Here is a 24,214-nt window from a genome sequence, read left to right on the forward strand (position 1 = left end):
TCGGAGAAGGGGGATATACAATATGAGTACACAACTAACCACTCCGACTGATCGCGGTTCTGCTGAGATGCTTGCTCGCGGCAAGGGCGAGCCGGAATGGCTGGTGGCGCTTCGTGGCGAAGCAGCCGAGCTTGCCGGCACGCTTCCTTGGCCGAAGCCTGAGAAGGTCCGCATTGAGCGCTGGAACCTGACAGCTGTCGGCGCGTACGAGGCGTCTGCACCGGCTTCATCGCTAGCTGATCTGCCTGCCAATGTGCAGGAGCTGATCTCGGAAGGTACGGAGAATCTGATCGTGCAGCACAATTCCAGTGCTGTATGGAAGCAATTGTCGGCTGAACTGGCTGCCAAAGGCGTTATTTTCACAGATTTGGAGACGGCATGCAAGGAGCATGGCGATCTCGTTCAACAATATTTGTTCCAGGCTGTGAAGAAGGATGAAGATAAGCTGACTGCTCTTCACGCAGCGCTATGGAACGGCGGCGTATTCGTATACGTGCCGAAGAACGTAGAAGTGGAACTTCCGCTTCAAGCGATCTTGTTCAATGACAAGGCGGAAGCGACATTCGCTCCGCATGTTCTGATCGTAGCTGACGCGAACAGCCGTGTGTCCTATGTAGACACGGTCGTATCCGATAAGGGCTCGATCAAAGGCGAGTTCGTGCATCCGTCGATCGTTGAAGTGTTCGTTAAGCCGGGCGCACTGGTGCGCTTTGGTTCGGTTCATTCCCTTGGCGAAGGCGGCGTAGACATGACATTGCGCCGTGCTGTGGTGGAGAACGACGGACGCGTGGAATGGGTAATCGGCGACCTTAACGACGGCCACACGCTGTCCGACACGAAGTCGATTATGCAGGGCCAAGGCTCCACTTCCGATGTGAAGGTCATCAGCGTGGGCAAGAACGCCCAGCAAATGAGCTTGACTACGCAAGCGGTACACTTCGGCAAGAGCTCCGACAGCAACATGATTACACGTGCGGTTATGAAGGATTCCGCGTCGGCAATCATCAACGGCATTACGAAAATCGAGCATGGCGCAACCAAAGCGAACGGCGTACAGACTGAAAAGGTTCTGATGCTTAGCCCTAAAGCGCGCGGTGACGCGAATCCGATTCTGTTGATCGACGAGGACGACGTAACAGCGGGCCACGCGGCAAGCGTAGGCCAAGTCAACCCTGAGCAAGTCTACTACCTGATGTCCAGAGGAATAAGCAGGCAAGACGCTGAGCGGTTAATTATTTACGGATTCCTGGCTCCGGTCGTATCCGAGATTTCGGTCGAAGCGGTACGGACGCAGCTCCAGCGCTTGCTCGAAAGGAAGCTAGAGGGATGAATATACATGCGATACGGGAACAATTCCCGATATTGCATCAAGAAATAAACGGGCATCCGCTCGTTTATCTGGATAGCGCGGCGTCTTCTCAGAAGCCGCGTTCCGTCATTGATGCGGTCAAACGTTACTACGAGCTGGATAATGCGAACGTCCATCGCGGCGTTCATACGCTTGGCTCCAGGGCGACGGACGCTTATGAAGGCGCCCGTGCGAAGGTTGCCGCATTTTTGAACGCGGAGACTCCGGAGCAAATCATATTCACCAGAGGTACGACAACTGCACTTAATCTCGTCGCTTCGGGTTATGCTAGGACAGTCTGCGGAGAAGGCGACGAAATCGTCATTACTCCGATGGAACATCACAGCAACCTGATTCCATGGCAGCAGGCTGCCAAAGCGACAGGTGCAACGCTTAAATATATTCCGCTTCAGCCGGACGGCACGATCTCGCTTGCGGATGTGGAGAACACGATTACGCCGAATACGAAGGTCGTATCGGTCACTTACGTATCGAACGTGCTAGGTGTCGTGAACCCGATCAAGGAAATTGCAGCCATTGCCCATCGTAACGGCGCGATTATGGTCGTAGACGGCGCGCAAAGCACGCCGCATAAGCGGGTGGACGTGCAGGAGCTGGGCGTAGACTTCTATGCATTCTCAGGCCACAAGATGTGCGGTCCGACCGGTATTGGCGCTCTATACGGCAAGAAGGACCTTCTGAACGGGATGGAGCCCATTGAGTTCGGCGGAGAAATGATTGATTTCGTAGAGCTGTACGAATCCACGTGGAAGGAAATCCCTTATCGCTTCGAAGGCGGAACGCCGATGATTGCCGGCGCGGTAGGGCTGGGGGCCGCGATCGACTTCCTGGAGAGCATCGGGATGGATGAGATTGACCGTCATGAGAAGCAGCTTGCGGCATATGCTTACGATAAGCTGTCGACGATTGACGGGTTGACCATCTACGGGCCGAAGGAGAATCGTGTCGGGCTTGTCACATTCAATCTGGATGATGTACATCCGCATGATGTCGCAACCGTGCTGGATTCGAAGGGTATTGCCGTCAGAGCGGGCCATCATTGCTGCCAGCCGCTGATGCGCTGGCTGAATGTATCGGCTACGGCTAGAGCAAGCTTTTATCTATACAATACCGAAGAGGACATTGATCGGTTAACCGACGGCCTAATTCAAACAAAGGAGTTCTTCGGTCATGCAATTGGATGATTTGTATCGCAGAGTGATTATGGACCATTACAAAAATCCTCGCAATCGCGGAACGCTTGCGGATGAGGCGGTTACGATTAACCTGAACAACCCGACCTGCGGAGATCGCATCTCCCTGCAGCTTCAGGTTGTGGACGGCAAGGTCGTGGACGCCAAGTTCACGGGCGAAGGCTGCTCCATCAGCATGAGCTCCGCATCGATGATGACGGAAGCCGTGAAGGGACAGTCATTCGAGTCAGCTATTCAGATGGCGGAGAAATTCTCCGCGCTTATGAAGGGCGAGCCGGTCGAATTCGAAGAGAACGAGGATATTGAGGCGCTGTCTGGCGTTAATAAATTTCCTGCGCGTATCAAATGTGCGACGCTTGCGTGGAACGCATTGCGCAAAGGAATCGAAAATCAAAACAAGGAGTGATATGAATGGCTAAATCGATGCCGGAAATGGAAGAATATAAATACGGTTTTCGCGACGAGCATAAGGCGATTTTCCAATCGGGTAAAGGTCTGACTCCGGAAATCGTCCGTACGATCTCCGAGATGAAGAACGAGCCGGAATGGATGCTTGAATTCCGTCTGAAGTCGCTTGAGCAATTCTACAAAATGGCTATGCCGCGTTGGGGCGGGGATTTGGATGATCTGGATTTTAACGATATCCAGTATTATGTCAAACCGTCCGAGAAACAAGGCAAGACATGGGAAGAGGTTCCACAAGAAATTAAGGAGACCTTCGACAAGTTGGGTATTCCTGAAGCGGAGCAAAAGTTCCTGGCCGGCGTATCGGCTCAATACGAGTCCGAGGTTGTCTATCATAGCATGCAGGAGGACCTGGAGAAGCAAGGTGTTATCTTTACGGATACAGACACGGCGCTTCGCGAATATCCTGAACTGATGAAAGAATATTTCGGTACCATCATTCCTCCGAATGACAACAAGTTCGCTGCATTGAACAGTGCCGTATGGTCGGGAGGAAGCTTCATCTACGTGCCGAAGGGCGTACAGTGTGATATCCCGCTGCAAGCTTACTTCCGTATCAACTCCGAGAACATGGGTCAGTTCGAGCGTACGCTGATCATCGCGGACGAAGGCAGCTCCGTTCACTACGTAGAGGGCTGTACAGCTCCAATCTACAGCACGAACTCGCTGCATAGCGCAGTCGTAGAGATTCTTTGCAAAAAGGATTCCCGCGTGCGCTATACGACAATTCAGAACTGGGCGCCAAACATCTACAACCTCGTTACCAAACGTGCAGTTGCGGATGAGAATGCGCAAATGGAATGGATCGACGGCAACATCGGCTCCAAGCTGACGATGAAATACCCGGCTGTTGTACTGCGTGGACGCGGCGCAAAAGGCATGGTTCTGTCGATCGCCGTTGCGGGCAAAGGCCAGCATCAGGACGCAGGCGCGAAAATGACGCATCTGGCGCCTGACACAAGCTCCACGATCGTGTCCAAGTCGATCAGTAAGCATGGCGGCAAAGTAACGTATCGCGGCCTTGCATCGTTCGGACGCAACTCTGATGGCGCGAAAGCGAACATCAAGTGCGATACGCTTATTCTGGATAATGAATCCACTTCGGATACTATTCCGTACAACGAGATTCTGAACGACAACATTACGCTGGAGCATGAAGCTACTGTATCGAAAGTGTCCGAGGACCAATTGTTCTACCTGATGAGCCGCGGCTTATCGGAGGACGAAGCGACTCAAATGATCGTTATGGGCTTTATCGAGCCATTCACAAAAGAATTGCCAATGGAATATGCCGTAGAGATGAACCGTCTCATTAAATTCGAGATGGAAGGCTCCATCGGCTAATCGATATAATCGAAAAATACGTGTCCGGGATACCGGGCACGTATTTTTGCGTCTACTCAAAAAGCCCTGCTCCCTTGTAAGGGTAGCAGGGCTTCATAAATGTAGCGGTATTAAATATAAACGTGCTTGATCTCGTAGTCGCGCTCGATCGTGAGATCCAGAAATTGATCACCGATCTGTACCAGCGGACGGAAGAATTCCGTGGGGTGCGTCATGACGATAATGCCCAGTTCGTCATAGCCCGTCTTTTCGTTGCTTAGCTGAACATGCTTGCCGATGAAATTCGGAATCATATGCTTGATAAAGGTGTGTGTCGTCACGGGATCGAGCTGCGAGAAGCTCAGTCTATGAAGTTCTCTCAGCACATAGAGAAGATCGCGCTCCTTCTGGTAGACTCTTGCGGAAATCATGGCGCTGTAAATATCGACAACCGCGATAATCTTCGATACCGGATGGATCTCTTCTCCCTTAAGCCCGTTCGGGTAACCGCTTCCGTCCATCCGCTCATGATGCTGCAGAGCGCCGATAGCCAGCATGGAGTCTCCGAAGGATTGAAGGATAATGTCATGACCGTATACGGTATGACGCTTTACTTCATCGAATTCTTCGGCGGATAGCTTGCCTGGTTTGTTCAGGATTTCATCATCAATCTTGCACTTGCCAATGTCATGCAGGAATCCAGCCTTGCCGATTATTGCGGCTTCGACTGCCGAATATCCGAGCCAGGAGGACAGATAATAAGAGAGCATGCCGACTTGTACGGAATGCTGATACGTATAATTATCCGACGTATTGAGCAGCAGCAGCATAGACACGACATCCCGTTCCAATTGCAGGTTATTCAGGAGGGGCTGCAGGACGGCGGATACATCTTCGTCATCTACCTTGCCGGATTCCACGGCGGAGGAGAAAAACCTCTCGAAGCTTTTGACTGCGTTTTCATAGATGGGCTGCACTTTAGGAAGCCACTTGGGATTAACCGTTGACTCAATTGTTCGTCCGGATCGCTTATTGGCCTGGACCGGTGTGGTGCGCTCTTCTACATCGACATAATCGATTTGGTGCTGCAGCAGGCGTGAAATTTCCGCTTTTGTCACTAATGTTCCCTTGGAGAGCACATGCAGCCCGTAATTATTAAAGATATCGCGGCTAAGTTGGTCTCCGTCTACCAAATCTGTTACATGAATCCTCATAGAGACACCTCTAATAATTATTATCAATTAAACAATAGTATGTAAGCCCTATGCATCATAATTCACCTTAATAGTAGCAATCTATTCACGCAATGGCAATATGAGGGACTGACAAATGCAACTAAATACCTAATAATTCGGCGTAAATCGACCTTGCTCTTGCCAAATCTTCGGTCCCTTGGACGATAACGCGTCCGTCGGGGAATAAAACAAAGGTCATGCCGCCAGATAATTGCAGCCTTAGAAGATAGGGGTTTTGATAGACTTGCCCAATCGCAGATAGTTGCCGAGCCATAGCATCAAGGTCTAGACGAGCGGATTGGCCAGGCAATAGCTGCACAGATTGACGGCCGCACAGAGCGGTGGCGACCGTCTCGCGGCGCTGCTCCTCCAGAAACTCATACCGCTGATTACGGCATGCTGGACAGTCATCCTTCCGCGCGTGACTAATATTGACCGGAAGCCAAGCATGATTCCAAAGATCTACTTGAAAAAGCGTGCCATGGAGAGCTTCACGATTGCCTGACAATAGCTTGATCGCTTCTGTTGCCTGAATCGAGGCGATAATGTCCACAATCGGCGATATAACGCCTGCTGTCTCACAGGTATCTGTCGTACCCGGGGCGGGCGGCTCGGGAAATAAGCAGCGGTAGCAGGGCGTCTCTTGCGGAATAATCGACAGGGTCATGCCCGTTGCGCCTACTGCTCCGCCGTATATCCAGGGGGTGTTCGACTTCAGGCTGTAATCGTTAATTAAGTAGCGGACGGAGAAGTTGTCCGAGCCGTCCAGAATCAGATCGACATCTCCAAGCCATTGGGACGCGTTGGCCGAATTCAAATCAGCCATGACCGGCTCTACGATGACAGCGCTGTTAATAGCTCTCAGATGAGCAGCAGCTGCGGCTGCCTTCGGAAGCAGTCCCTCTGCATCCTGCTCGGTATAGAGCATCTGCCGCTGCAGATTGCTCCACTCCACGATATCGCGATCAATAAGGCGGGTATAGCCGACGCCTGACCGCACCAGGTGCTGGGCCAGCACGGAGCCAAGCGCTCCCATGCCAACGATGGCGATTCGAGCGCTTTGAAGACGGTTCTGTCCCTCCGGTCCGATTCGGCCGTATCGAATCTGTCTCGAGTATCGATCCTGAATCGAGGAACGTGCGTCAGCTGGTTGCCGGCCGATGGTATTCGAGTGCTGTGAATGGTCTGTCATGATTTCCTCCTGCTATTCCGGCAAAGGAACGGTCGGATTCCAAGGCCCTTGCTGATGACCCTTCCATTCGGAGCCATCCGCCCAAATTTCTTTTTTCCAAATGGGAACAATCTGTTTCAGACGTTCGATCGCATAGCGGCTAGCTTCATAGCAGCTCTCTCTGTGAGGCGCTGAGACTGCGATAATGACGCTAATCTCGGCCAGTTCAACAACGCCAGTTCGATGGCTGATGGCGCATAGGGCTCCGGGCCAGCGAGCGCTAATCTCATCGCCGATCTGGCGCATCATAGTGACAGCCATAGGCTCATAGGCTTCGTATTCCAGACGGACGGTCTGCTGGTCTTGCGTCCACTCTCTGGTCGTACCAACGAATACGATGGAAGCGCCATGGTCCTTCGTAATGACTTTGCGCAGCACCTCTTCCGAATGAAGCGGCTCTGCTGTCACAACATACAGCTCCATGTCTCCAATTTGAGTGCGATTCTGCACCGACTCTTCGCCTCCAGAGACAGGCGGAAGGAGAGCAAGCTCGTCATCTGCACGCACAATGGTCTCATCCGCTGCGTAGGCATGGTTGCGGGCGACGAATGAGATGGAGAGGATGGCGGCGTGGTCGGGATGAACGCTTGCCAGACGGTCTTTCAGCTCTCTGACTGTCAGCTGTTCCTCTGGTAAAACCAGCGTCAGCCGGGGGGCTGCCAGACGCTCCTGCAAACCGGCAAAAAGCTTGATATTCCAATGAAATTCCATGTATGTAAACCTCTCGAATGTATGACGTTCAGTTGTCTCTAGAATACCATAGAACGAAAAAAAATGTTATGCTTATAGGTACGATAGAAGGGAGCGAGCAGCATGGAAGCACTTAAGGACCGCTTTGGTCGAACGCACAATTATTTGCGGATCTCGGTAACGGATCGCTGCAATCTTCGCTGCGTCTACTGCATGCCGGAGGAAGGCGTGGCATTCACGGAAGCGTCCCATCTGCTTACGTACGATCAGATCGCTGAAGTCGTGGAAGTTGGAGCATCGCTTGGTATTACGAAGCTTCGGATTACAGGGGGCGAGCCGCTTGTCAGGCCTGACTTGCATAAGCTGATAGCCAGACTGTCGGGTATTCCAGGCATTGAAGATATTGCGCTCACGACCAATGGAGTATTCTTGGCAAAGCAAGCGCAGGCGTTGAAGGAAGCGGGGCTGACCCGTGTCAATATTAGTCTCGACACTCTCGACCCAACCAGATTCGCCTTCATCGCGAGACGCGGCGAGCTGCGGAGGGTATTGGAAGGCATAGAAGCAGCGGCAGAGGCAGGCTTTCATCCCATCAAGCTGAACTGTGTGCTGCTGAAAAATGTGAATGAGGACGAAATTGCGGAATTTTTGAGGATGGCGTATGAAAAGCCGCTTCATGTCCGGTTTATTGAATATATGCCGATAGGCCATGCGGATGATAACTGGAGAGCCCACTACTTGCCGTTGTCCCGTGTACTGGAAATCGCGAATGAACGGTATACCATCGCAAGGCGCGAAGATGTGAGAGGGAACGGGCCGTCGGAGGATTGGGAAATCGAAGGCGGCGTCGGCTCCTTCGGACTGATTCATCCCATCTCCGATCATTTCTGCAAGAGCTGCAATCGGCTGCGATTGACGGCTGACGGCAGCTTGAAGCCCTGCTTGTATTGGATGGATGAGCTTAATGTGAAGGGCGCTTTGGGCGACTCTGCGGCAATGAGGGAGATATTCGCCAAGGCCATGGATATTAAGCCGGAAAATCATGAGATGGCGGCCAAGCTGGCGGATACGGCGCTGTCGCATGTTCCGACGGAGCGGCGCATGTCGCAAATCGGGGGCTGACGGCTACTGCTCCAAGCGGGTATATGGCGGAATCGCGGAAATTAAAGAATGTAGAAGCGGGATCATTAGGGTTGCGATAGGGAGGCTGGTTGAAGTTGACGGAAGCCATGCAAGCACAAGTGGTGCTTCTGCACAGCAATGATATTCATAGCCGGTTGGAGAACGCCGCCCGCATCGCCGCCATTATTGCCGACGAGCGCAGAGTAATGGGGGCTGACCGCGTACTCGCCGTCGATATTGGCGATCATATGGATCGTATGAGGATGGAGACGGAGGGCAGCGGAGGCAGAGTGAATCTGGCGCTGCTTCAGGAGGCCGGCTATGAAGCGATTACGCTGGGCAATAACGAAGGGCTGACCTATACAAGCGCAGCCCTTCATGAATTGTACAGCTCTCCGTCACGATTTGCGGTCGTGTGCGCCAATATGATGCTGGAGGACACGGGAGAGCGGCCAGAGTGGATGCAGCCCGGCATCATTCTGGAGAAGAACGGCCTGAGTATCGGCCTGGTCGGAGCTACGGCGAATTTTTATCCGTTCTACAAGCTGCTTGGTTGGACGACGACTGCACCGCTTGAAGCGATTCGGGAGCAGGTAAGCCTGCTGCGAAGCCGCTGCGACGTCATGGTCGTGATGTCTCATCTTGGCTTGCCGCTTGACCGGCAGATGGCGGAAGAGGTTCCGGGCATCGACCTGATTCTGGGAGCGCATACCCATCATCTGCTTGAGGAGCCGATTGTCATGGGCGAGACGACCATATGTGCTGCTGGCAAGTTCGGGGATTATGTCGGGCGGGTGGAGATACGGATAGACTCCGCAACGGGCAAGCCGGTCTTTAGCGCCTGCTGCCTTCCAACGGGAGCCTATGCGGAGCGACCGGAAGCGGAAGCGATTATTCGCGCGTATGGGGAAGAAGCCAAGCTTCGGCTTGGCAAGGTGCTCGCCACGCTACACCATCCGCTCCCTGCGCGTGTGGACCGGGAATCGGCGCTTCCCAATCTGCTTGCGGCAGGTTTGCGCCGATTGGCTAAGGCGGAGATTGGCATAGTGAATGCCGGGCAGTTGCTTGGCGGGCTGGCTATTGGCGATGTATCGGCCGGTGAGCTTCACGCGCTATGCCCGTCTCCCATTAATCCGTGCCGGATGATGATTGCAGGGATGCATCTCCGCGAAGCGCTAGAGCAGTCGCTCCTGGACGAGTTCGTATTCAAGCCGATCCGAGGTTTCGGATTCAGGGGCGAGGTGCTGGGCATGCTTGCCATAGACGGGCTGTCGGTCACTTACGATTCGAATCTTCCGCCTATGCATCGAATTCTGCATATGGAAGTGGGCGGTGAGCCGTTCCAGGATGAGCGGGTCTATTCGGTTGGTTCCATCGACATGTTCAGCTTCCGGGCGGGTTATGAATCGCTGGCTAACGGAGAGAGCTACAGCTTCTTTTTGCCCGAGTTTATCCGGGATGTGATAGCTGGCGAGCTATTATCCGAGAGCGCCCTGGCTTGCTGCAATCAGCTTAGATGGCGGTCAATCGGGTGAAAATGTTGCAACAAAACGATATATTGGCGTTTTCTGTCGAAAAATTAGGATAAAATGGTTGAAAAATTGCGCATTTTCACGTAAATTAACATTAAAAGCGGTTTACTCCGATAAATATTGTATTGACGACATAAAGGGGAAGGACCGAGAAAATGCGTTTGCTACCGATTTCGCAATGTGCGCCTGGGATGAAACTGGCCAAGAAGATTTTTTCCGAAGACGGTATCGTCCTTCTTAGCAATCATATGGAGTTAACGACACGTCTTATTGCCCGGCTCGAGCAATGTGGCGTTCAATATGTATACATTGAAGATCCAAGGACAGCAGATGTTATGGTGGCGCCTATTATTAGCGAGGATACGTTCCGGATGGCCATTAAGGAAATCCGCACGAATTTCCGCGAGATGATGGATCGTCCCAAACGCCGGAAAGGCGTAACTTATCCCTACATCGCCCAGCCGTTCAAGAACTTGATGAATTCCATTATGGACGATTTGTCCAATCATAAAGACGCCATGATCATGTTGATGAATATGGGGACAGTGGACCACTATTTGTTCCAGCATTCGCTGAATGTATGCGTCTATACAACGCTGCTTGGCCTGTCGAACGGGTATTCACGGGACGAAGTAATGACGCTCGGCATGGGAGCGTTGCTCCATGATATCGGCAAGACTCAAATTTCGACGAATGTGCTCACAAAGCCGGGTACCCTCAGCGGAGATGAGTTCGAGATGATGAAGCGGCACGCGCAGCTCGGCTATGAGCTGCTTAAGGATGAACCGAATCTTCCGCTGCTGGTTGCGCACTGCGCATTCCAGCATCATGAACGGCTTGATGGAAGCGGGTATCCGAGAGGCATCAAGGGCAATGAAATTCATGATTATGCGAAGTGGATCGGCCTTGTCGACTCCTATGACGCGATGACGACCAATCGAGTCTACCGTGCGCCGATGCTCCCTCACGACGCGATGGAGAGGCTGTATGCCGGCACAGGAACGCTGTACGAGCAGCGAATGCTTCAGCTGTTCCGCGATAAGGTAGCGATCTATCCCATTGGGATTTCCGTTAAGCTGCATACGGGCGAGAGAGGCGTAGTGGTGGACTTGAACAATAGCTATCCGCACCGGCCGATCGTTCGCATCTTGTATAATGAAGGCGGCGAGGAGCTGAAGATCCCTTACGAGGTGGATCTCTCGAAACAGCTGACCGTTATGATAACCGGTGTGAATGATGAGGATCAGACCGTGCCGCTTGTATCCGGCATTTGACACATTTGGATAGGACTTGGAAGGGGCCGCGAGGCTCCTTTTTCTTTATCACAATGAGTTATAAGTTTTCGGAGGGAATTGGAGATATAAATTCGATTTGAAAGGCTTCGGGCATAGGTATTCTTATTTGCTTCCTTTACCGTCTGACATTACAATGGTAGAGATGCGTTATTACGAGATTAAGAAGTCAGGTGTTGAACAAGATGAACATGCTACATACAGAAAACGACCAATACCGAGGCCCTGCTGTCCGTCAGCTTGCCCCGTTAACCCCCAAGAACGATCCGTGGGACCCGATCCGCTCTCTCCATCAGTACGGAAGCCATCGGCTGACCAGCGTGGAGATGACCGTTACGAATCTGTGCAATATGAGATGCGAGCACTGCGCTGTGGGCGATACGCTTGTTATGGCGGAGCCGGATAAAATCCCGATTCAAGATATGATTCGTCGGCTGGAGGAAGTGGAGCATCTGGAGACGATCAGTATTACAGGCGGCGAGCCGACATTCTTGAACCGCACTGTGCAAGACTATATGGTTCCGCTCTTGAAATACGCCAGGAGCCGAGGCGTTCGCTCTCAAATCAACTCCAATGTGACACTGCCGTACAGCCGTTATGAGCAGCTTGCTCCCTATCTCGACGTGATGCACATCTCGTTCAATTACACGAATGCGGATGACTTCCATCAGATCGGCTTCGCCAAGGCGGGACATAGCGTGTCGCGCGATGCAGCAGCAAAGCTATATGACAGAATGATTGACAATGCGCGTCGATTGAGCGAAGCAGGCGTTCTTGTATCAGCCGAATCGATGATCAATTACCGCACGCATGACAAAATAGATCAAATTCATCAATTGATCGTGGAGATGGGCTGTCAGCGTCATGAAGTCCATCCGATGTATCCCAGCTCCTTCGCCAAGGATCTGCCCGTCATCACGAGAGAGCAGATGCGCCGTTCGATTGAGCGTCTTCTCGAAAACCGGGACCCCAATGTGTGGATGCTGTTCGGGACGCTGCCCTTCTATCATTGCAGCGACGATAAGGGAGAGCGTGAGCTGCTGACCCGTCTGGCTAATGAGCCGAACGTAACGGTTCGCAACGATCCTGACGGGCGCAACCGTCTGAACGTCAATTTGTTCACCGGTGATGTCTTCGTAACTGATTTCTCTGACGTGCCTTCCTTCGGCAATATTGCCGATTCAAGACTTGACGATTTGTTCGGCAGATGGCTGCAGCATCCGCTGGCACAAGGGGTTAATTGCCATTGTCCGGCTGCATCATGCTGCGGACCCAATCTGCTTGTCAAAGATATGTATTACAAGGATGTTAATTTTCACATGAGAAGTGCCATACTTGAATAGAACTTAAAGAAAGGAGGCATACGGTATGTCCATTCGATCGATAGTACTGATTGCGGTTGGTCTGTTCCTGATCTATTTGATGTTTACCGTAGGGGCTCCGTTCCTGCTGGCGCTCGTCGTGGCGATCTTCCTTGAGCCGTTGAACGGATTCTTCATGAAGCGGCTAAAAGTGAACCGGCTTGTCGCAGCTATTATATCCTGCACGTTGTTCACGGTCATCTTGATCGGACTCATCGTCCTGCTAGGTATCAAGATTATTGCAGAGCTGATCGCTTTCCTTGAGAAAGTGCCGCATTACTTCGAGAATGCGAATGAATTTGTTGACCAGCTTCTGGTCGATGCAAGAGGCTTGTATCAGAACCTGCCTCCGGATGCGGTAGCTACACTGGAGAATTACTTGCTGAAGCTGACGGACACCATTACATCTATGGTTGGCAAGCTGTCGACAACGGTTGTTGCGTTTGCGTCCACGCTTCCTGGCATGTTTATTTTCTTCATCGTCTTTTTCGTGGCGGTCTACATGTTCAGCTTCAGCCTGAATACATTGAAGGCATCGGTGCTGTCGATCTTCGACGAGTCTTCACGTTCGCAAGTAGATCAGGTGCTGAACAATCTGAGAAAATCGATCTTCGGTTTTCTTCGCTCGCAAATTATTTTGAGCGGCTTGACGTACATCATCTCACTTGCAGGACTGCTGATCCTGGATATTAAATATCCGATGGCGATCGCGCTGCTTATCATTGTCGTCGATATTTTGCCAATCTTGGGAACGGGCTCCGTCCTTGTTCCATGGGCATCGTATCTCATTTTGACGGGCGATCTGTACACAGGTATCGGTCTAATCGTGCTGTTCCTGTTCATTACCGTGTTCCGCCGCATTATTGAGCCCAAAATATTGGGCGATTCCATCGGAATCGGGGCTTTGTCTGCGTTGATTAGCCTGTATGTCGGCTTCAAGCTAGTGGGTGTAATCGGCGTCTTCATCGGTCCTTTGGTCGTCATTATCTATATGGCGGCAAGGCAGGCTGGCCTGTTCCAGCAAAAAATCAAACTGTAACCAAAGGTTGACACCCGTTGTCATTCAGCGTTATAGTCTAACAAGGAAATCCACTAGGGGCGCCGTAAGGCTGAGATAAAGCATTTGCTTTGGTCCCTTTGAACCTGATCTGGGTCATGCCAGCGTAGGAAAGTGGGACAATCGGCAATGCTTACTTCTGCCGAATTTAACGCGAGCAGTATCATGTATGGATAAGCCTTGAACTGCGCTTCACGCCTTTATCGGCTGAGCCAGTGATCATTCATAGGCCGTGTCCGCTGCAGCGTCCACTAACTTTCTTATATGTCTGCGTATGCCTCCAGGTGGAATTCCATTATTCCATTTAGGAGGTTTTTTGTTATGTTGACTACACCACTGCCGGGAAGCCGGAAAGTCTATGTGCAAGGTTCCAATCCGACGATTCATGTGCCGATGCGGGAGATTGCGCTGACGCCAAGCCAAGGGCGGAATGGAGATGAACTGCCGAACGAGCCTGTCCGCGTCTATGATGCAAGCGGCCCTTATACCGATACTTCTTACGAGGCGGATGTGCGGGCAGGCTTGCCGAAGCTGCGCGAGTCATGGATTACGGGGCGCCTGGATGTTGAGCGTTACGATGGACGGGAAGTCCGGCCTGAGGATAACGGGTTTGCGTCGGAGGAGAGGGTACGCGAGAAGGGGGCGGAGCTGTTCCCGAATTTGTCACACCGGCCTCTGCGAGCCAAAGAAGGACGCAACGTTACGCAGCTGCATTATGCTCGTCAGGGAATCATAACGCCGGAAATGGAATACATCGCGATCCGGGAGGGAATGTCCCCGGCTTTCGTCAGAGATGAGGTAGCGGCAGGCCGCGCCATCATTCCGGCCAATATCAATCATCCGGAGAGCGAGCCGATGATTATCGGCAGAGGCTTCCATGTCAAGATTAACGCGAATATCGGCAATTCCGCTGTCGCCTCCTCGATTGAGGAAGAAGTAGAGAAGATGACCTGGGCAACCCGCTGGGGCGCCGATACCATCATGGATCTGTCCACCGGCAAAAACATACATACAACGAGAGAATGGATCGTCCGCAACTCTCCTGTACCGGTCGGAACGGTGCCGATCTATCAGGCTCTGGAGAAAGTAAACGGCAATGCGGAGGAGCTTAGCTGGGAAGTATTCCGCGATACGCTGATTGAGCAGGCGGAGCAAGGCGTGGACTACTTTACGATTCATGCGGGCGTGCTGCTGCGTTATATCCCGCTGACAGCGAAGCGGGTAACCGGCATTGTATCGCGCGGCGGCTCGATTATGGCCGCTTGGTGCCTGGCGCATCACAAGGAAAACTTCCTGTACACGCACTTCGAGGAAATTTGCCAGATCATGAAGCAATACGATGTGTCCTTCTCTCTGGGCGACGGTCTGCGTCCCGGCTCAATTGCGGATGCCAACGATGAGGCGCAATTCGCAGAGCTGGATACGCTTGGTGAGCTGACGAAGATCGCTTGGAAGCATGATGTGCAGGTCATGATTGAGGGCCCTGGCCATGTGCCGATGCATCTCATCAAGGAGAATATGACCAGGCAGCTTGAGGTTTGCGACGAAGCGCCTTTCTATACGCTAGGCCCGCTGACGACGGATATCGCTCCTGGCTATGACCACATCACATCCGCCATCGGCGCGGCAATGATTGGTTGGTTCGGAACCGCGATGCTCTGTTATGTCACGCCGAAGGAGCATTTGGGACTGCCGAACAAGGAGGATGTCAAGGAAGGGGTTATCACGTACAAAATCGCGGCGCATGCGGCTGATCTGGCCAAAGGCCATCCGCGCGCGAAGCTGCGGGATGATGCCTTGTCCAAAGCTCGCTTCGAATTCCGCTGGCGTGACCAGTTCCACCTGTCGCTCGATCCGGAGCGAGCAATGGCCTACCATGATGAGACGCTGCCAGCGGAAGCGGCCAAGTCGGCACACTTCTGCTCCATGTGCGGACCGAAGTTTTGCAGCATGCGCATTACGCAGGATATCCGAGAGTATGCCGCTCAGAACGGAATGGAGACGACCGAGGCGATTGAAGCCGGGATGAAGGAGAAGTCGGAGGCGTTCAAGGCGGCAGGAAGCTCGATTTATGCATAAGCAAGCCAATGAGATATGGGCGGACCGGTATGACAGGCAAATTCGGTTCGCTCCGATCGGCACGAAGGGCCAGGCGTGTCTGGCGAAGGCACAGGCGCTTGTCATAGGCTGCGGAGCGCTTGGCGCTTCGCTGGCCCAGCATCTGACCAGAGCTGGTGTCGGCAAGGTGCGAATCGCCGATCGCGACTATGTGGAGCCCAGCAATCTGCAACGGCAGGTGCTCTTCCATGAAGCGGATGCGCTGGCGGCGCTCCCCAAAGCGGTGGCTGCGGCGGAGAAGCTGCGTGCCATTAACGGAAGCATCGAGATCGAAGCGCTTGTGATGGATGTGAACAGCAGCAATATAGCGATCGCTATGGATGGTGTGGATATTGTGCTGGACGGTACGGACAACACTGCAACGAGGCTCCTGCTGAGTGATGCGTGTTATGCGCGCAACATTCCGTTCGTCTATGGAGGCATAGCTGGAGCTGAGGGGATGAGCGCCGTGTTTGTTCCGGGAGAGACGTCATGCTTGCGCTGCTTAATCGGAGATGATGCGGATGCGGATGAAGGCCAGAACTGTGATACCGCGGGAGTCTTGTCCGCCGCTGTTGAATTTGTTGCCTCGCTGCAAGCGGTCGAAGCGATCAAGTGGCTAAGCGGCAATCGAGCCGCTGTTCGCAAAAGCTGGATCACAGCAGATCTATGGAGCTTTTCCGTTCGTGAATTCGCATTGCCCGGTTGCTCGCCGGTATGCCGTATTTGCGGCGGGGCTGCTGTCGGAGCGGCTGCGCATTGGACAGACACACGCTCTCGAGATGAGGCTTATGGGGAGACGGAAAGGGAAAGCGATACCGCCACTTATTCATCCTCTTGGGGATATTCTGCAGCTGTATCGCTTTGCGGCAGAGATTCTGTACAAGTAACGCTTCAGGCGTCGTTGCAATTGGATCAGTGGAGAGATGTATTCGATCGAATGGGATATGCCTACAAAGCCAATCGTTATTTGCTTAAGGTCCTGTTGCCGGAGGGTGAGAGATTGGTGCTGTTCCCGGATGGGCGAATACTGGTGCAGGGCGTTACCGATCCGGCTAGAGCGCTTCAGCTATGCGCATCTTACTTGGCCAATCCCGAAGCGAGGGCGGAAGAGGAGGCAAAAGCGTGATAAAGAGAAATTGGAGCGATTTTGAGCTGTACGTTATTACGGCCACAGCCAATCATCCCGGAAGGGACTTGATAGAGGTGATGGAGCAGACTCTGATTGGTGGAGCAGGCATGCTGCAGCTCCGCAACAAGACGGGCTCGCGTGAGGAAGTGCTTCGTGAAGCCTTGGCGCTCCGGCAACTGACAAGAACATACAACGTACCGTTCATCGTGAATGATTACGTCGATATAGCTAGTCAGGTCGATGCGGATGGCGTTCATATCGGACAAGAGGATATGCCGATTCAGGAGGCTCGCCAGTTGCTGGGCCCTGGCAAGCTGATCGGCGTATCGACGCATAGCCTGGAGCAAGCGCTGAAGGCGGAGAGGGACGGAGCGGATTATATCGGCGTCGGCCCTGTGTATCGGACGAATACGAAGCCTGGGCGAGCTGCGGTATCGACCTCTTATGTAGCGGAGGCAGCCGCACATATCAGCATTCCGTTCGTAGCGATTGGCGGCATTACGCTGGATAACGCAGATCTGGTATTGGAAGCGGGGGCGCGCCGCCTATGCGCCGTATCCGCCATTGTCGGCAGTGAGGATCCGGCTGCGACCTGCCGCTCCTTCCTGGAGAAGATTGGCCGTTACAAGACACTAGAGAGACAACAGGTAACGATCAGACTGAACGGAGAGACGCGTCGTACTTCGGCAAGGGATCTGGAAGAGCTGGTGAGGGAGCTTGGTCAGAGCCATAAACGGATTGTTGCTGAGCTGAACGGCATTATCGTCTCCAAGAGCATGTGGGGAGCTACTGCGCTTGAAGCGGGAGCGGACATAGAATTGATACAGTTTGTTGGAGGGGGCTAACGTTATGTTGGCAGGTTACGATACGGCTGTCTTCCGTCTTGGAGGAAAGGAGCTACGTTCACGATTTTTCCTCGGTACAGGCCGATTCCCGAGCCCGGCTGTCATGCAGCAGGCATTGGAAGCATCAGGAGCGGAAGTGATCACGTTTGCGGTGCGGCGGGTAGATCTGGACAGCTATGAGGATGACTCGATCCTTCAGCATCTGGGGGAGAGAAGGCTTCACTACTTGCCTAATACATCCGGCGCGAGCACGGCGGAGGAAGCGGTACGAATAGCGAGGCTGGCACGCGCTGCAGGTCTTGGCAATTGGATCAAAATCGAGATTAGCGGCAGTCCGGTGACCCTTCTGCCTGATCCGATTGAGACGCTGAAAGCCACGGATATATTAGCTAATGAAGGATTTGTTGCCCTGCCCTATACGTCGGATGATCCCATCCTATGCAAGCGGCTTGAAGAGGCGGGGGCTGCGGCGGTGATGCCGGGTGCTTCGCCTATTGGCACAGGACTTGGCTTGCTTAATCCGTATAACCTGGAATTGATTATTGAAAATGCAAAGGTGCCGATTATAGTAGACGCAGGCATCGGATCGCCCAAGGATGCGGCGGAAGCGATGGAGCTGGGCGCTTCGGCTATACTGGCGAACACGCCTGTTGCCAAAGCGAAGGACCCGGTCAAGATGGCGCAGGCCTTCGCTATGGCGATTGAGGCGGGGAGGCTGGCCAACGAAGCGGGCAGAATACCGAAGAAGAAATATGCATCGGCAAGCAGTGATCCTGCCGGTACGCTATTTCAGCATTCTCCATGGAGTCATAAGGGGGAGGGCTATTAATGCCGCAATCAGTTATGATGCTTGGCGGCGGAATAATCGGCTTGTCTTGCGCAATGGAGGCGGCACTTAGAGGCTACGAGGTCAGTGTGGTGGAAAGCGGGACATTCGGAGGCCAAGCGTCAGGAGCAGCGGCTGGCATGCTGGCTCCCTATTCGGAGAATACGGACCAGCCGGATGCCTTCTTCCGGTTATGCCTGCAGAGCTTGAACCTATATGAGCCTTGGATTAAGAAGGTAGAAGAACTCTCCGGCATGACAACCGATTGGATCAGAAGCGGCAGCTTGAACGTCTACCGCCATGAAGCGGATCTGCTTCCTCTGCAATCCCGAATACGCTGGCATAATGCATGGGGAGCAAAGGCGGAGCTGGTCGAGGGAGAGGCGCTGCGGAATCTGGAACCGGGGCTGTCGCATGATATTGCGGCTGCCCTCTATTGTCCGGAAGAGAGCCACATCTACGCGCCCAGTCTCGTAGCGGCGCTGGAGACGGCATGCCGCAAGCTTGGCGTGAAGCTGTGGGATCAAGCGGGAGAGCTGACCGAATTAGCGTTCCATGAATCCGGCGTAACGGTGGGGCTGACCGGATTACCCCAGATAAGCGCCGATCGGATCGTCATCTGCACCGGAGCCTGGTCAGGCGCGCTTGCGCGCTGGCTGGACATCTCTATTCCGATTCATCCCATTCGCGGGCAAATCTGCTCCTATGAGAGTGTGCCCGATGATTTGCGCCATATGATCTTCTCCAGCCAAGCTTATTGGGTGAACAAGCCGGTGGGCCGGATCGTTTGCGGCGCTTCTGAGGATGTAGCCGGATTCAATTCGTCAGTTACGGATAGAGGCATCCAGAGACTGATTAGGGCAAGCGAGCGCTGGCTGCCTAGACTGGCAGACAAAGAAACGGCGCATCGTTGGGCTGGTCTCCGGCCTGCAACGATGGATGGAATGCCGCTGATCGGTAGCGTCGAGGGCAAACCCTCCGCCATTATGGCAGCAGGGCACTATCGCAATGGCATTCTGCTTAGCCCCGTGACAGCTATGCTTGCTTGCGATCTGCTGGACGGAAGGGGAGATACATCGCTGATCGCGCCGTTTTCGCCGAATCGATTCACAGCCCTGCGAGCCGTATAACGCTTGCCAGGATGTTTTATCTTTGCAGGTACAGGACGGATGTCCAAACCTCCGCGAGGAAGAACCATATACTAGGGGATGAGAGTCTTTAACTTATGGATCGTGGAGGTATGATATGATTTCCGATATTCCAGATGAGGATCTTCTGAGCAAAGATGAAATCGTGGAGCGCCTGAAGACGGCATTGATAGATAAAACCCCGTATTGTCTCGTTCGCATTGGGGATGGAGAAAACTTTGTGTTGTCGCAGGACTCTGTGTATACGATGGAGCAGACCCTTGGCCAGCTTTGGGTGAAAGAGGCGAATAAAGGAAGGAAGGGTGTGCGCTTCCCCAATATTCCGGTTCGGGACCAGCTGGTGGAAGCGATACGGGAAGCGGATATCGTCGGCATTCTGGCCAAAAACGACAAGGTGATCCGTGCCCATCCCAATCATAAGCGAGTACTCACGAACCGGATTTTCGACCACTTTGAGCTTATGCCGCAGGCGGTCTGCAATGCAATCGTGAACAGAGAGCTGATCTACCATAAGCCGTTCTGGGAAATGCTGCATGAGCAGAACAGCCGGGTTGCGCTCGTGTCCAGATGGGCCGGCGGGACGAAGCAGCGGCTTATACGCCCGCCCTATCATTTGCAAGTGCCCTTCACGCTACCGTTTGAGCGCAATGAAATGATGGCAGACACGCTAGACATCTTGGAGCAGCGTAAGGATGAATACGATATCGTATTATGCTCTTGCGGCATTAATGCCGTCATACTGGCCCATCAGATCAAGAAACGGATCGGCAAGATTGGTGTGGACTTCGGTATCGGCTCGCAAATCATTTCATCTGTCAAAATATAGCGAAGAGGATGGCCCGCGCTTCAAGCATGCGAGCCATCCTCTATTTGATTACGGCAACTGCCAGCGAAGCACGACGCCGGCCTGCGTGAGACCGCCACCGAAGCCGTGAAGCAGGAGCGTGTGTCCGGCTTTCACTCTGCCGTCCCGCACCGCATCATCAAGAGCGAGCGGGATAGATGCCGCCGATGTATTGCCATACTTGGCGATGCTGGACAAAGCCTGTTCTTCGCGAAATCCGACTCTCTCGCATAAAGCATCAATGATCCGCTGATTGGCATTATGCGGCACGAACCAGTCGATGTCTCCCGGCTGCAGGCCGCATTGCTGCAGCAATGCGCGGATCCCTTCGGATACGCGGCTTACTGCCCAGCGATAGACTTCCCTGCCGTTCTGAACAAGCTTCCCCTGAGTCTGAATGGGAAAGTCGCCGATGGAAGGAGACAGGTTGCTCAAATATACATGCTTACCGCCTTCTCCCTCCGTGTCAGAGTATGCACCCAGCAAAGCCCCGTTGCCGTCCTTCGCGCGCTCCATCAGGACTGCGCCTGCGCCGTCGCCGAACAAGATGCATGTGGTACGGTCGGTGTAGTCCGTAATTTTGGTCAAAGCATCCGCGGCAAGGACAAGCACCTTCCGGTACAGGCCTGACAGCAGCAGTCCGTTCGCGAGCTGCAAGGCAGCCGTGAAGCCTGCGCAAGCGGCTTGAATATCGATGGAGCCGCTTTGCCGGATATGATATTTGGCTTGGATCGATGCCGCCATGCTCGGGAAGATCGTGTCAGGCGTGGAAGTCGCCGCAATAATATAATCAACGTCACTCAGATCAGAGCCGTATCGATCCAACATATTGTCAATAGCTCTGGCAATGAGGTCAGAAGTAAACTCGTTCTCCTCAGCAATGCGCCGTTCCTTAATGCCGGTCCGCTGCACGATCCATTCGTCGTTGGTGTCGACCATAGCGGCAAGATCGTCATTCGTCAGCTTGCGCTCGGGTACATAAGTGCCAATCGCGGTAATAACGCTGTTGGACACAAAGGGTTGATCGTTATGGTGTGAAAAGGAAGACATATGAACACCTCTTTCGCCAAAATTAGTACCAGATACTAATACTTGATACTAACAATATAGTCGCTCTGTTGCCAATTGTCAACGGGCGTATAGCCGCAGGCGGATTGACAAACGCTATAGCCAAGTCTGAATAAGGCTAATGGATTTAAGGAACGGGAGGTTGGCCAATGCGAAAAAAAATGATGACGCTGACGGCTGGCGTTGTGCTTAGCGCTATGCTTGGCGGCTGCGGAATGGAGTTTCAAGGCGACTTGGGCAACAAAAATATCCGGCAGAATTCTATCCGATACGATTCAAGCGGTTCTTTGCTCAAAGACAAGCGCTTTGCCGATGATGGCATGAATGAGCGCAACCGGGTGAACGGAAGACAGTTAAGAAGCAATAATCTCGTCGGTTCTCATAAAAATTACCGCATCGAAATGAGCCGGGCCATCGCTGATAAGTTAACCGAAATCGACGCGGTCCAATCATCCTCCGTCATGCTGGCCGATGATAATGCGTATGTTGCTGTATCGCTGGATGGCGGCGGCTTGACCATGCAATCGCAAAGCCAAGACCTCGGCCGGACGCACATCGGTTTGTTCAGCAAGGACGGTGCGCAAGCAGGCAAGCGTATGAGCAGCCTGTCTACAGGGGAAGATAAGCTTACAGAAGAGCTGAAGGCTCAAATCGCCAGTATCGTAAAGGAACTGAGACCAACCATCGTACACGTCTATGTATCCGCCAACCCTGAATTTGTAGGTAGAATGGCTGCTTATCGGAAAGACGATGAGATGGGCTATCCGGTACAAAACTATATTATGGAGTTCAATGGACTTGTGGAGCGTGTATTCCCGGTCGTCAAGCCGCTAACGACAGATCGCGGCATCTTGAAAACAACAAGCGTATCAAGAAAATACAGACTCCTTGATTAAGAAAGACAGCAGGGAGAAAAGGCTGACCCGCCGAATAGGCAGGTCGGCCTTTTTGCACGTGGGGAAACAATCGTCCATTCCAGCGTGTGCATCTCGTCATATAGTAATCTAGCGATTTTACAACGGCTGGAAAGAAGGCGAGAGAAGGAATGATGGAACAGCAATGGGCAGAAGGTAACGACCAAAAAACGGTGGCGATTATCGGACTTGGCTACGTGGGGCTTCCGTTGGCGCTGCTCTTTGTAAAGAAGGGATTCCGTGTGCTGGGCATCGACCTGGATGCCAATAAAATTGAGTTGCTGCACAAAGGCAAAAGCTATATTCATGAAATTCCTGACGAGAGCATTCAGTCTGCGGTGAAAACCCAGCGATTCCTGGCAACGAGCCAGCATAGCGCGATACAAGCGGCCGAGGCGATTATTGTCTGTGTGCCGACGCCGCTTACCGAATACGGAACACCGGATTTGAGCTATCTGACGGAAGCGGCGACCCAGATTGGCCTCCGGCTGAAGAAGGGGCAGCTTGTTGTACTGGAAAGCTCTACGTACCCCGGCACGACAAGGGAAGTATTGCTTCCGCTGCTCGGCAAGTCGGGCCTCAAGGCGGGGGAGGATTTTTTCGTCGCCTATTCGCCTGAGCGCGTCGATCCGGGCAATAAGCAATTCCCGCTGGAACGTATCCCGAAGATCGTCAGCGGTACGACACCTCTTTGCCTGGCGAAGGTCAAAGAATTGTACAGCGGAATATTTCCGAAGGTTCACCCGGTCTCCACGACGGATGCAGCGGAAATGGCCAAGATTTTGGAGAATGCGTACCGGCTTGTCAATATCTCCTTCATGAATGAAATGGCTATGATATGCGACAGATTGAATCTGGACATCTGGGAGGTGATTGACGCGGCGGGAACGAAGCCCTTCGGCTTTACGCCATTCTATCCGGGGCCGGGCATCGGCGGACATTGTATCCCGGTTGACCCATCCTACTTGTTGTGGAAAGTGAAGCAATATGATATGAACTCCGAGTTCATCAGCATGTCCAACGCAATCAATCATAAAATGCCTCTCTACGTGACGCAGCAGCTTAAGAGCGTCTTGTCGCCGAAGTCGCTGCCTAGCTCCAGCATCCTCGTCTATGGCGCGGCATACAAACCGGATATCGCGGATTACCGCGAATCGGCTTCCATCGATTTGATGAAGCTGCTTCGTCTGGAAGGCGCTAAGGTCTATTACCATGATCCATATATTTCCAAGCTATCTCTGGGAGATGGCGTGCTGACAAGCGTCAAGCTGGATCAGCAACTGCTTGCGAATATGGATGCCGTCGTCATTGCGACTAACCATAGCGGCATGCCGATTGATCTTATGCTGGAGCATGCCAACTTGATTTACGATACACGCAATTCAACCCAAGGGAAAAGCGGCAAAGCTAAAGTACTGCGGTTAGGGGTCGGAACAGGCTAAGCTGCTTGCTTTCTGGGTGATGCGTACA

Annotated in this window: 21 protein-coding genes and 1 riboswitch; of the genes, 17 read left to right on the forward strand and 4 right to left on the reverse strand. The window is 53.0% G+C overall.

Features of this window, described 5'->3' with window-relative positions:
- The first annotated feature begins 22 nt into the window (after positions 1 to 22).
- From sufD to sufB, 4 genes are read left to right on the forward strand one after another with little or no spacing between them, the layout of a single operon-like run.
- Positions 23 to 1,330, forward strand: a complete 1,308-nt coding sequence (sufD, locus tag ACFVSO_RS16355; protein WP_387475391.1) for a Fe-S cluster assembly protein SufD — start codon at positions 23 to 25, stop codon at positions 1,328 to 1,330.
- Positions 1,327 to 2,553, forward strand: coding sequence for a cysteine desulfurase (locus tag ACFVSO_RS16360; RefSeq protein WP_387475393.1), 1,227 nt, complete (start codon positions 1,327 to 1,329; stop codon positions 2,551 to 2,553). Before sufD ends, ACFVSO_RS16360 begins: the two co-directional genes overlap by 4 nt.
- Positions 2,540 to 2,968 (forward strand): Fe-S cluster assembly sulfur transfer protein SufU, encoded by a 429-nt coding sequence (sufU, locus tag ACFVSO_RS16365; RefSeq protein WP_387475395.1) that lies wholly within the window; start codon positions 2,540 to 2,542, stop codon positions 2,966 to 2,968. The genes ACFVSO_RS16360 and sufU overlap by 14 nt, the downstream gene beginning before the upstream one ends.
- 5 nt (positions 2,969 to 2,973) lie before the next feature.
- A complete protein-coding gene (sufB, locus tag ACFVSO_RS16370) occupies positions 2,974 to 4,371 on the forward strand; it encodes a Fe-S cluster assembly protein SufB (RefSeq protein ID WP_387475397.1) in 1,398 nt (465 codons plus the stop codon).
- Between the two features lie 110 nt (positions 4,372 to 4,481).
- Here the strand turns inward: sufB and ACFVSO_RS16375 are convergent, their stop codons facing one another.
- The 3 genes from ACFVSO_RS16375 to ACFVSO_RS16385 form a co-directional block, all read right to left on the reverse strand.
- Positions 4,482 to 5,564 (reverse strand): HD-GYP domain-containing protein, encoded by a 1,083-nt coding sequence (locus ACFVSO_RS16375; protein ID WP_387475399.1) that lies wholly within the window; start codon positions 5,562 to 5,564, stop codon positions 4,482 to 4,484.
- A 121-nt stretch (positions 5,565 to 5,685) separates the two neighbouring features.
- Complete coding sequence (locus ACFVSO_RS16380) at positions 5,686 to 6,777, reverse strand: ThiF family adenylyltransferase (RefSeq protein WP_387475401.1); 1,092 nt, start codon at positions 6,775 to 6,777, stop codon at positions 5,686 to 5,688.
- A 12-nt stretch (positions 6,778 to 6,789) separates the two neighbouring features.
- A complete protein-coding gene (locus tag ACFVSO_RS16385) occupies positions 6,790 to 7,527 on the reverse strand; it encodes a molybdenum cofactor biosynthesis protein (protein WP_387475403.1) in 738 nt (245 codons plus the stop codon).
- Between the two features lie 102 nt (positions 7,528 to 7,629).
- On the opposite strand from ACFVSO_RS16385, the gene moaA reads away from it, so the two are divergent.
- The 11 genes from moaA to ACFVSO_RS16440 all read left to right on the forward strand — a co-directional run bounded on the left by moaA (position 7,630) and on the right by ACFVSO_RS16440 (position 20,744).
- Entirely contained in the window at positions 7,630 to 8,628 is a 999-nt protein-coding gene (gene moaA / locus ACFVSO_RS16390) for a GTP 3',8-cyclase MoaA (RefSeq protein ID WP_387475405.1), read from the forward strand.
- 95 nt (positions 8,629 to 8,723) lie between these two features.
- Entirely contained in the window at positions 8,724 to 10,163 is a 1,440-nt protein-coding gene (locus tag ACFVSO_RS16395) for a bifunctional metallophosphatase/5'-nucleotidase (protein ID WP_387475407.1), read from the forward strand.
- A 152-nt stretch (positions 10,164 to 10,315) separates the two neighbouring features.
- Positions 10,316 to 11,434, forward strand: a complete 1,119-nt coding sequence (locus ACFVSO_RS16400; RefSeq protein WP_387475409.1) for an HD-GYP domain-containing protein — start codon at positions 10,316 to 10,318, stop codon at positions 11,432 to 11,434.
- Positions 11,435 to 11,637: 203 nt separating this feature from the next.
- Positions 11,638 to 12,795 carry a radical SAM/CxCxxxxC motif protein YfkAB gene (yfkAB, locus tag ACFVSO_RS16405; RefSeq protein WP_387475411.1) on the forward strand — a complete coding sequence of 386 codons (1,158 nt, stop codon included), beginning with the start codon at positions 11,638 to 11,640 and terminating at the stop codon, positions 12,793 to 12,795.
- A 25-nt stretch (positions 12,796 to 12,820) separates the two neighbouring features.
- The gene (gene ytvI / locus ACFVSO_RS16410; protein ID WP_387475413.1) at positions 12,821 to 13,852 is read left to right on the forward strand and encodes a sporulation integral membrane protein YtvI; all 1,032 of its coding nucleotides are present in this window, start codon (positions 12,821 to 12,823) and stop codon (positions 13,850 to 13,852) included.
- Positions 13,853 to 13,897: 45 nt separating this feature from the next.
- Positions 13,898 to 14,000, forward strand: a riboswitch (TPP riboswitch).
- Positions 14,001 to 14,191: 191 nt separating this feature from the next.
- A complete protein-coding gene (thiC, locus tag ACFVSO_RS16415; RefSeq protein WP_387475415.1) occupies positions 14,192 to 15,949 on the forward strand; it encodes a phosphomethylpyrimidine synthase ThiC in 1,758 nt (585 codons plus the stop codon).
- Positions 15,942 to 17,096 carry a ThiF family adenylyltransferase gene (locus ACFVSO_RS16420; RefSeq protein ID WP_387475417.1) on the forward strand — a complete coding sequence of 385 codons (1,155 nt, stop codon included), beginning with the start codon at positions 15,942 to 15,944 and terminating at the stop codon, positions 17,094 to 17,096. The genes thiC and ACFVSO_RS16420 overlap by 8 nt, the downstream gene beginning before the upstream one ends.
- Positions 17,093 to 17,944, forward strand: coding sequence for a thiamine phosphate synthase (gene thiE / locus ACFVSO_RS16425; RefSeq protein WP_387475419.1), 852 nt, complete (start codon positions 17,093 to 17,095; stop codon positions 17,942 to 17,944). Before ACFVSO_RS16420 ends, thiE begins: the two co-directional genes overlap by 4 nt.
- Positions 17,945 to 17,948: 4 nt before the next feature.
- A complete protein-coding gene (locus ACFVSO_RS16430; RefSeq protein ID WP_387475421.1) occupies positions 17,949 to 18,773 on the forward strand; it encodes a thiazole synthase in 825 nt (274 codons plus the stop codon).
- On the forward strand, positions 18,773 to 19,900 hold the full coding sequence (thiO, locus tag ACFVSO_RS16435; RefSeq protein WP_387475423.1) for a glycine oxidase ThiO: 1,128 nt from the start codon (positions 18,773 to 18,775) through the stop codon (positions 19,898 to 19,900). Before ACFVSO_RS16430 ends, thiO begins: the two co-directional genes overlap by 1 nt.
- Positions 19,901 to 20,015: 115 nt before the next feature.
- The gene (locus tag ACFVSO_RS16440; RefSeq protein WP_387475425.1) at positions 20,016 to 20,744 is read left to right on the forward strand and encodes a GT-D fold domain-containing glycosyltransferase; all 729 of its coding nucleotides are present in this window, start codon (positions 20,016 to 20,018) and stop codon (positions 20,742 to 20,744) included.
- Between the two features lie 48 nt (positions 20,745 to 20,792).
- Here ACFVSO_RS16440 and ACFVSO_RS16445 read toward each other — a convergent pair whose 3' ends face one another.
- Complete coding sequence (locus tag ACFVSO_RS16445; protein WP_387475427.1) at positions 20,793 to 21,812, reverse strand: ketoacyl-ACP synthase III; 1,020 nt, start codon at positions 21,810 to 21,812, stop codon at positions 20,793 to 20,795.
- A 167-nt stretch (positions 21,813 to 21,979) separates the two neighbouring features.
- Here ACFVSO_RS16445 and ACFVSO_RS16450 point away from each other — a divergent pair, with 167 nt between their 5' ends.
- Both ACFVSO_RS16450 and ACFVSO_RS16455 read left to right on the forward strand, forming a co-directional pair.
- Complete coding sequence (locus ACFVSO_RS16450; RefSeq protein WP_387475429.1) at positions 21,980 to 22,726, forward strand: YhcN/YlaJ family sporulation lipoprotein; 747 nt, start codon at positions 21,980 to 21,982, stop codon at positions 22,724 to 22,726.
- A gap of 149 nt (positions 22,727 to 22,875) precedes the next feature.
- Positions 22,876 to 24,186, forward strand: coding sequence for a nucleotide sugar dehydrogenase (locus tag ACFVSO_RS16455; RefSeq protein ID WP_387475431.1), 1,311 nt, complete (start codon positions 22,876 to 22,878; stop codon positions 24,184 to 24,186).
- The last annotated feature ends 28 nt before the right edge of the window (positions 24,187 to 24,214 follow it).

Source organism: Paenibacillus sp. NPDC057967 (genome assembly GCF_042887015.1).
Taxonomy (GTDB): Bacteria; Bacillota; Bacilli; order Paenibacillales; family Paenibacillaceae; genus Pristimantibacillus.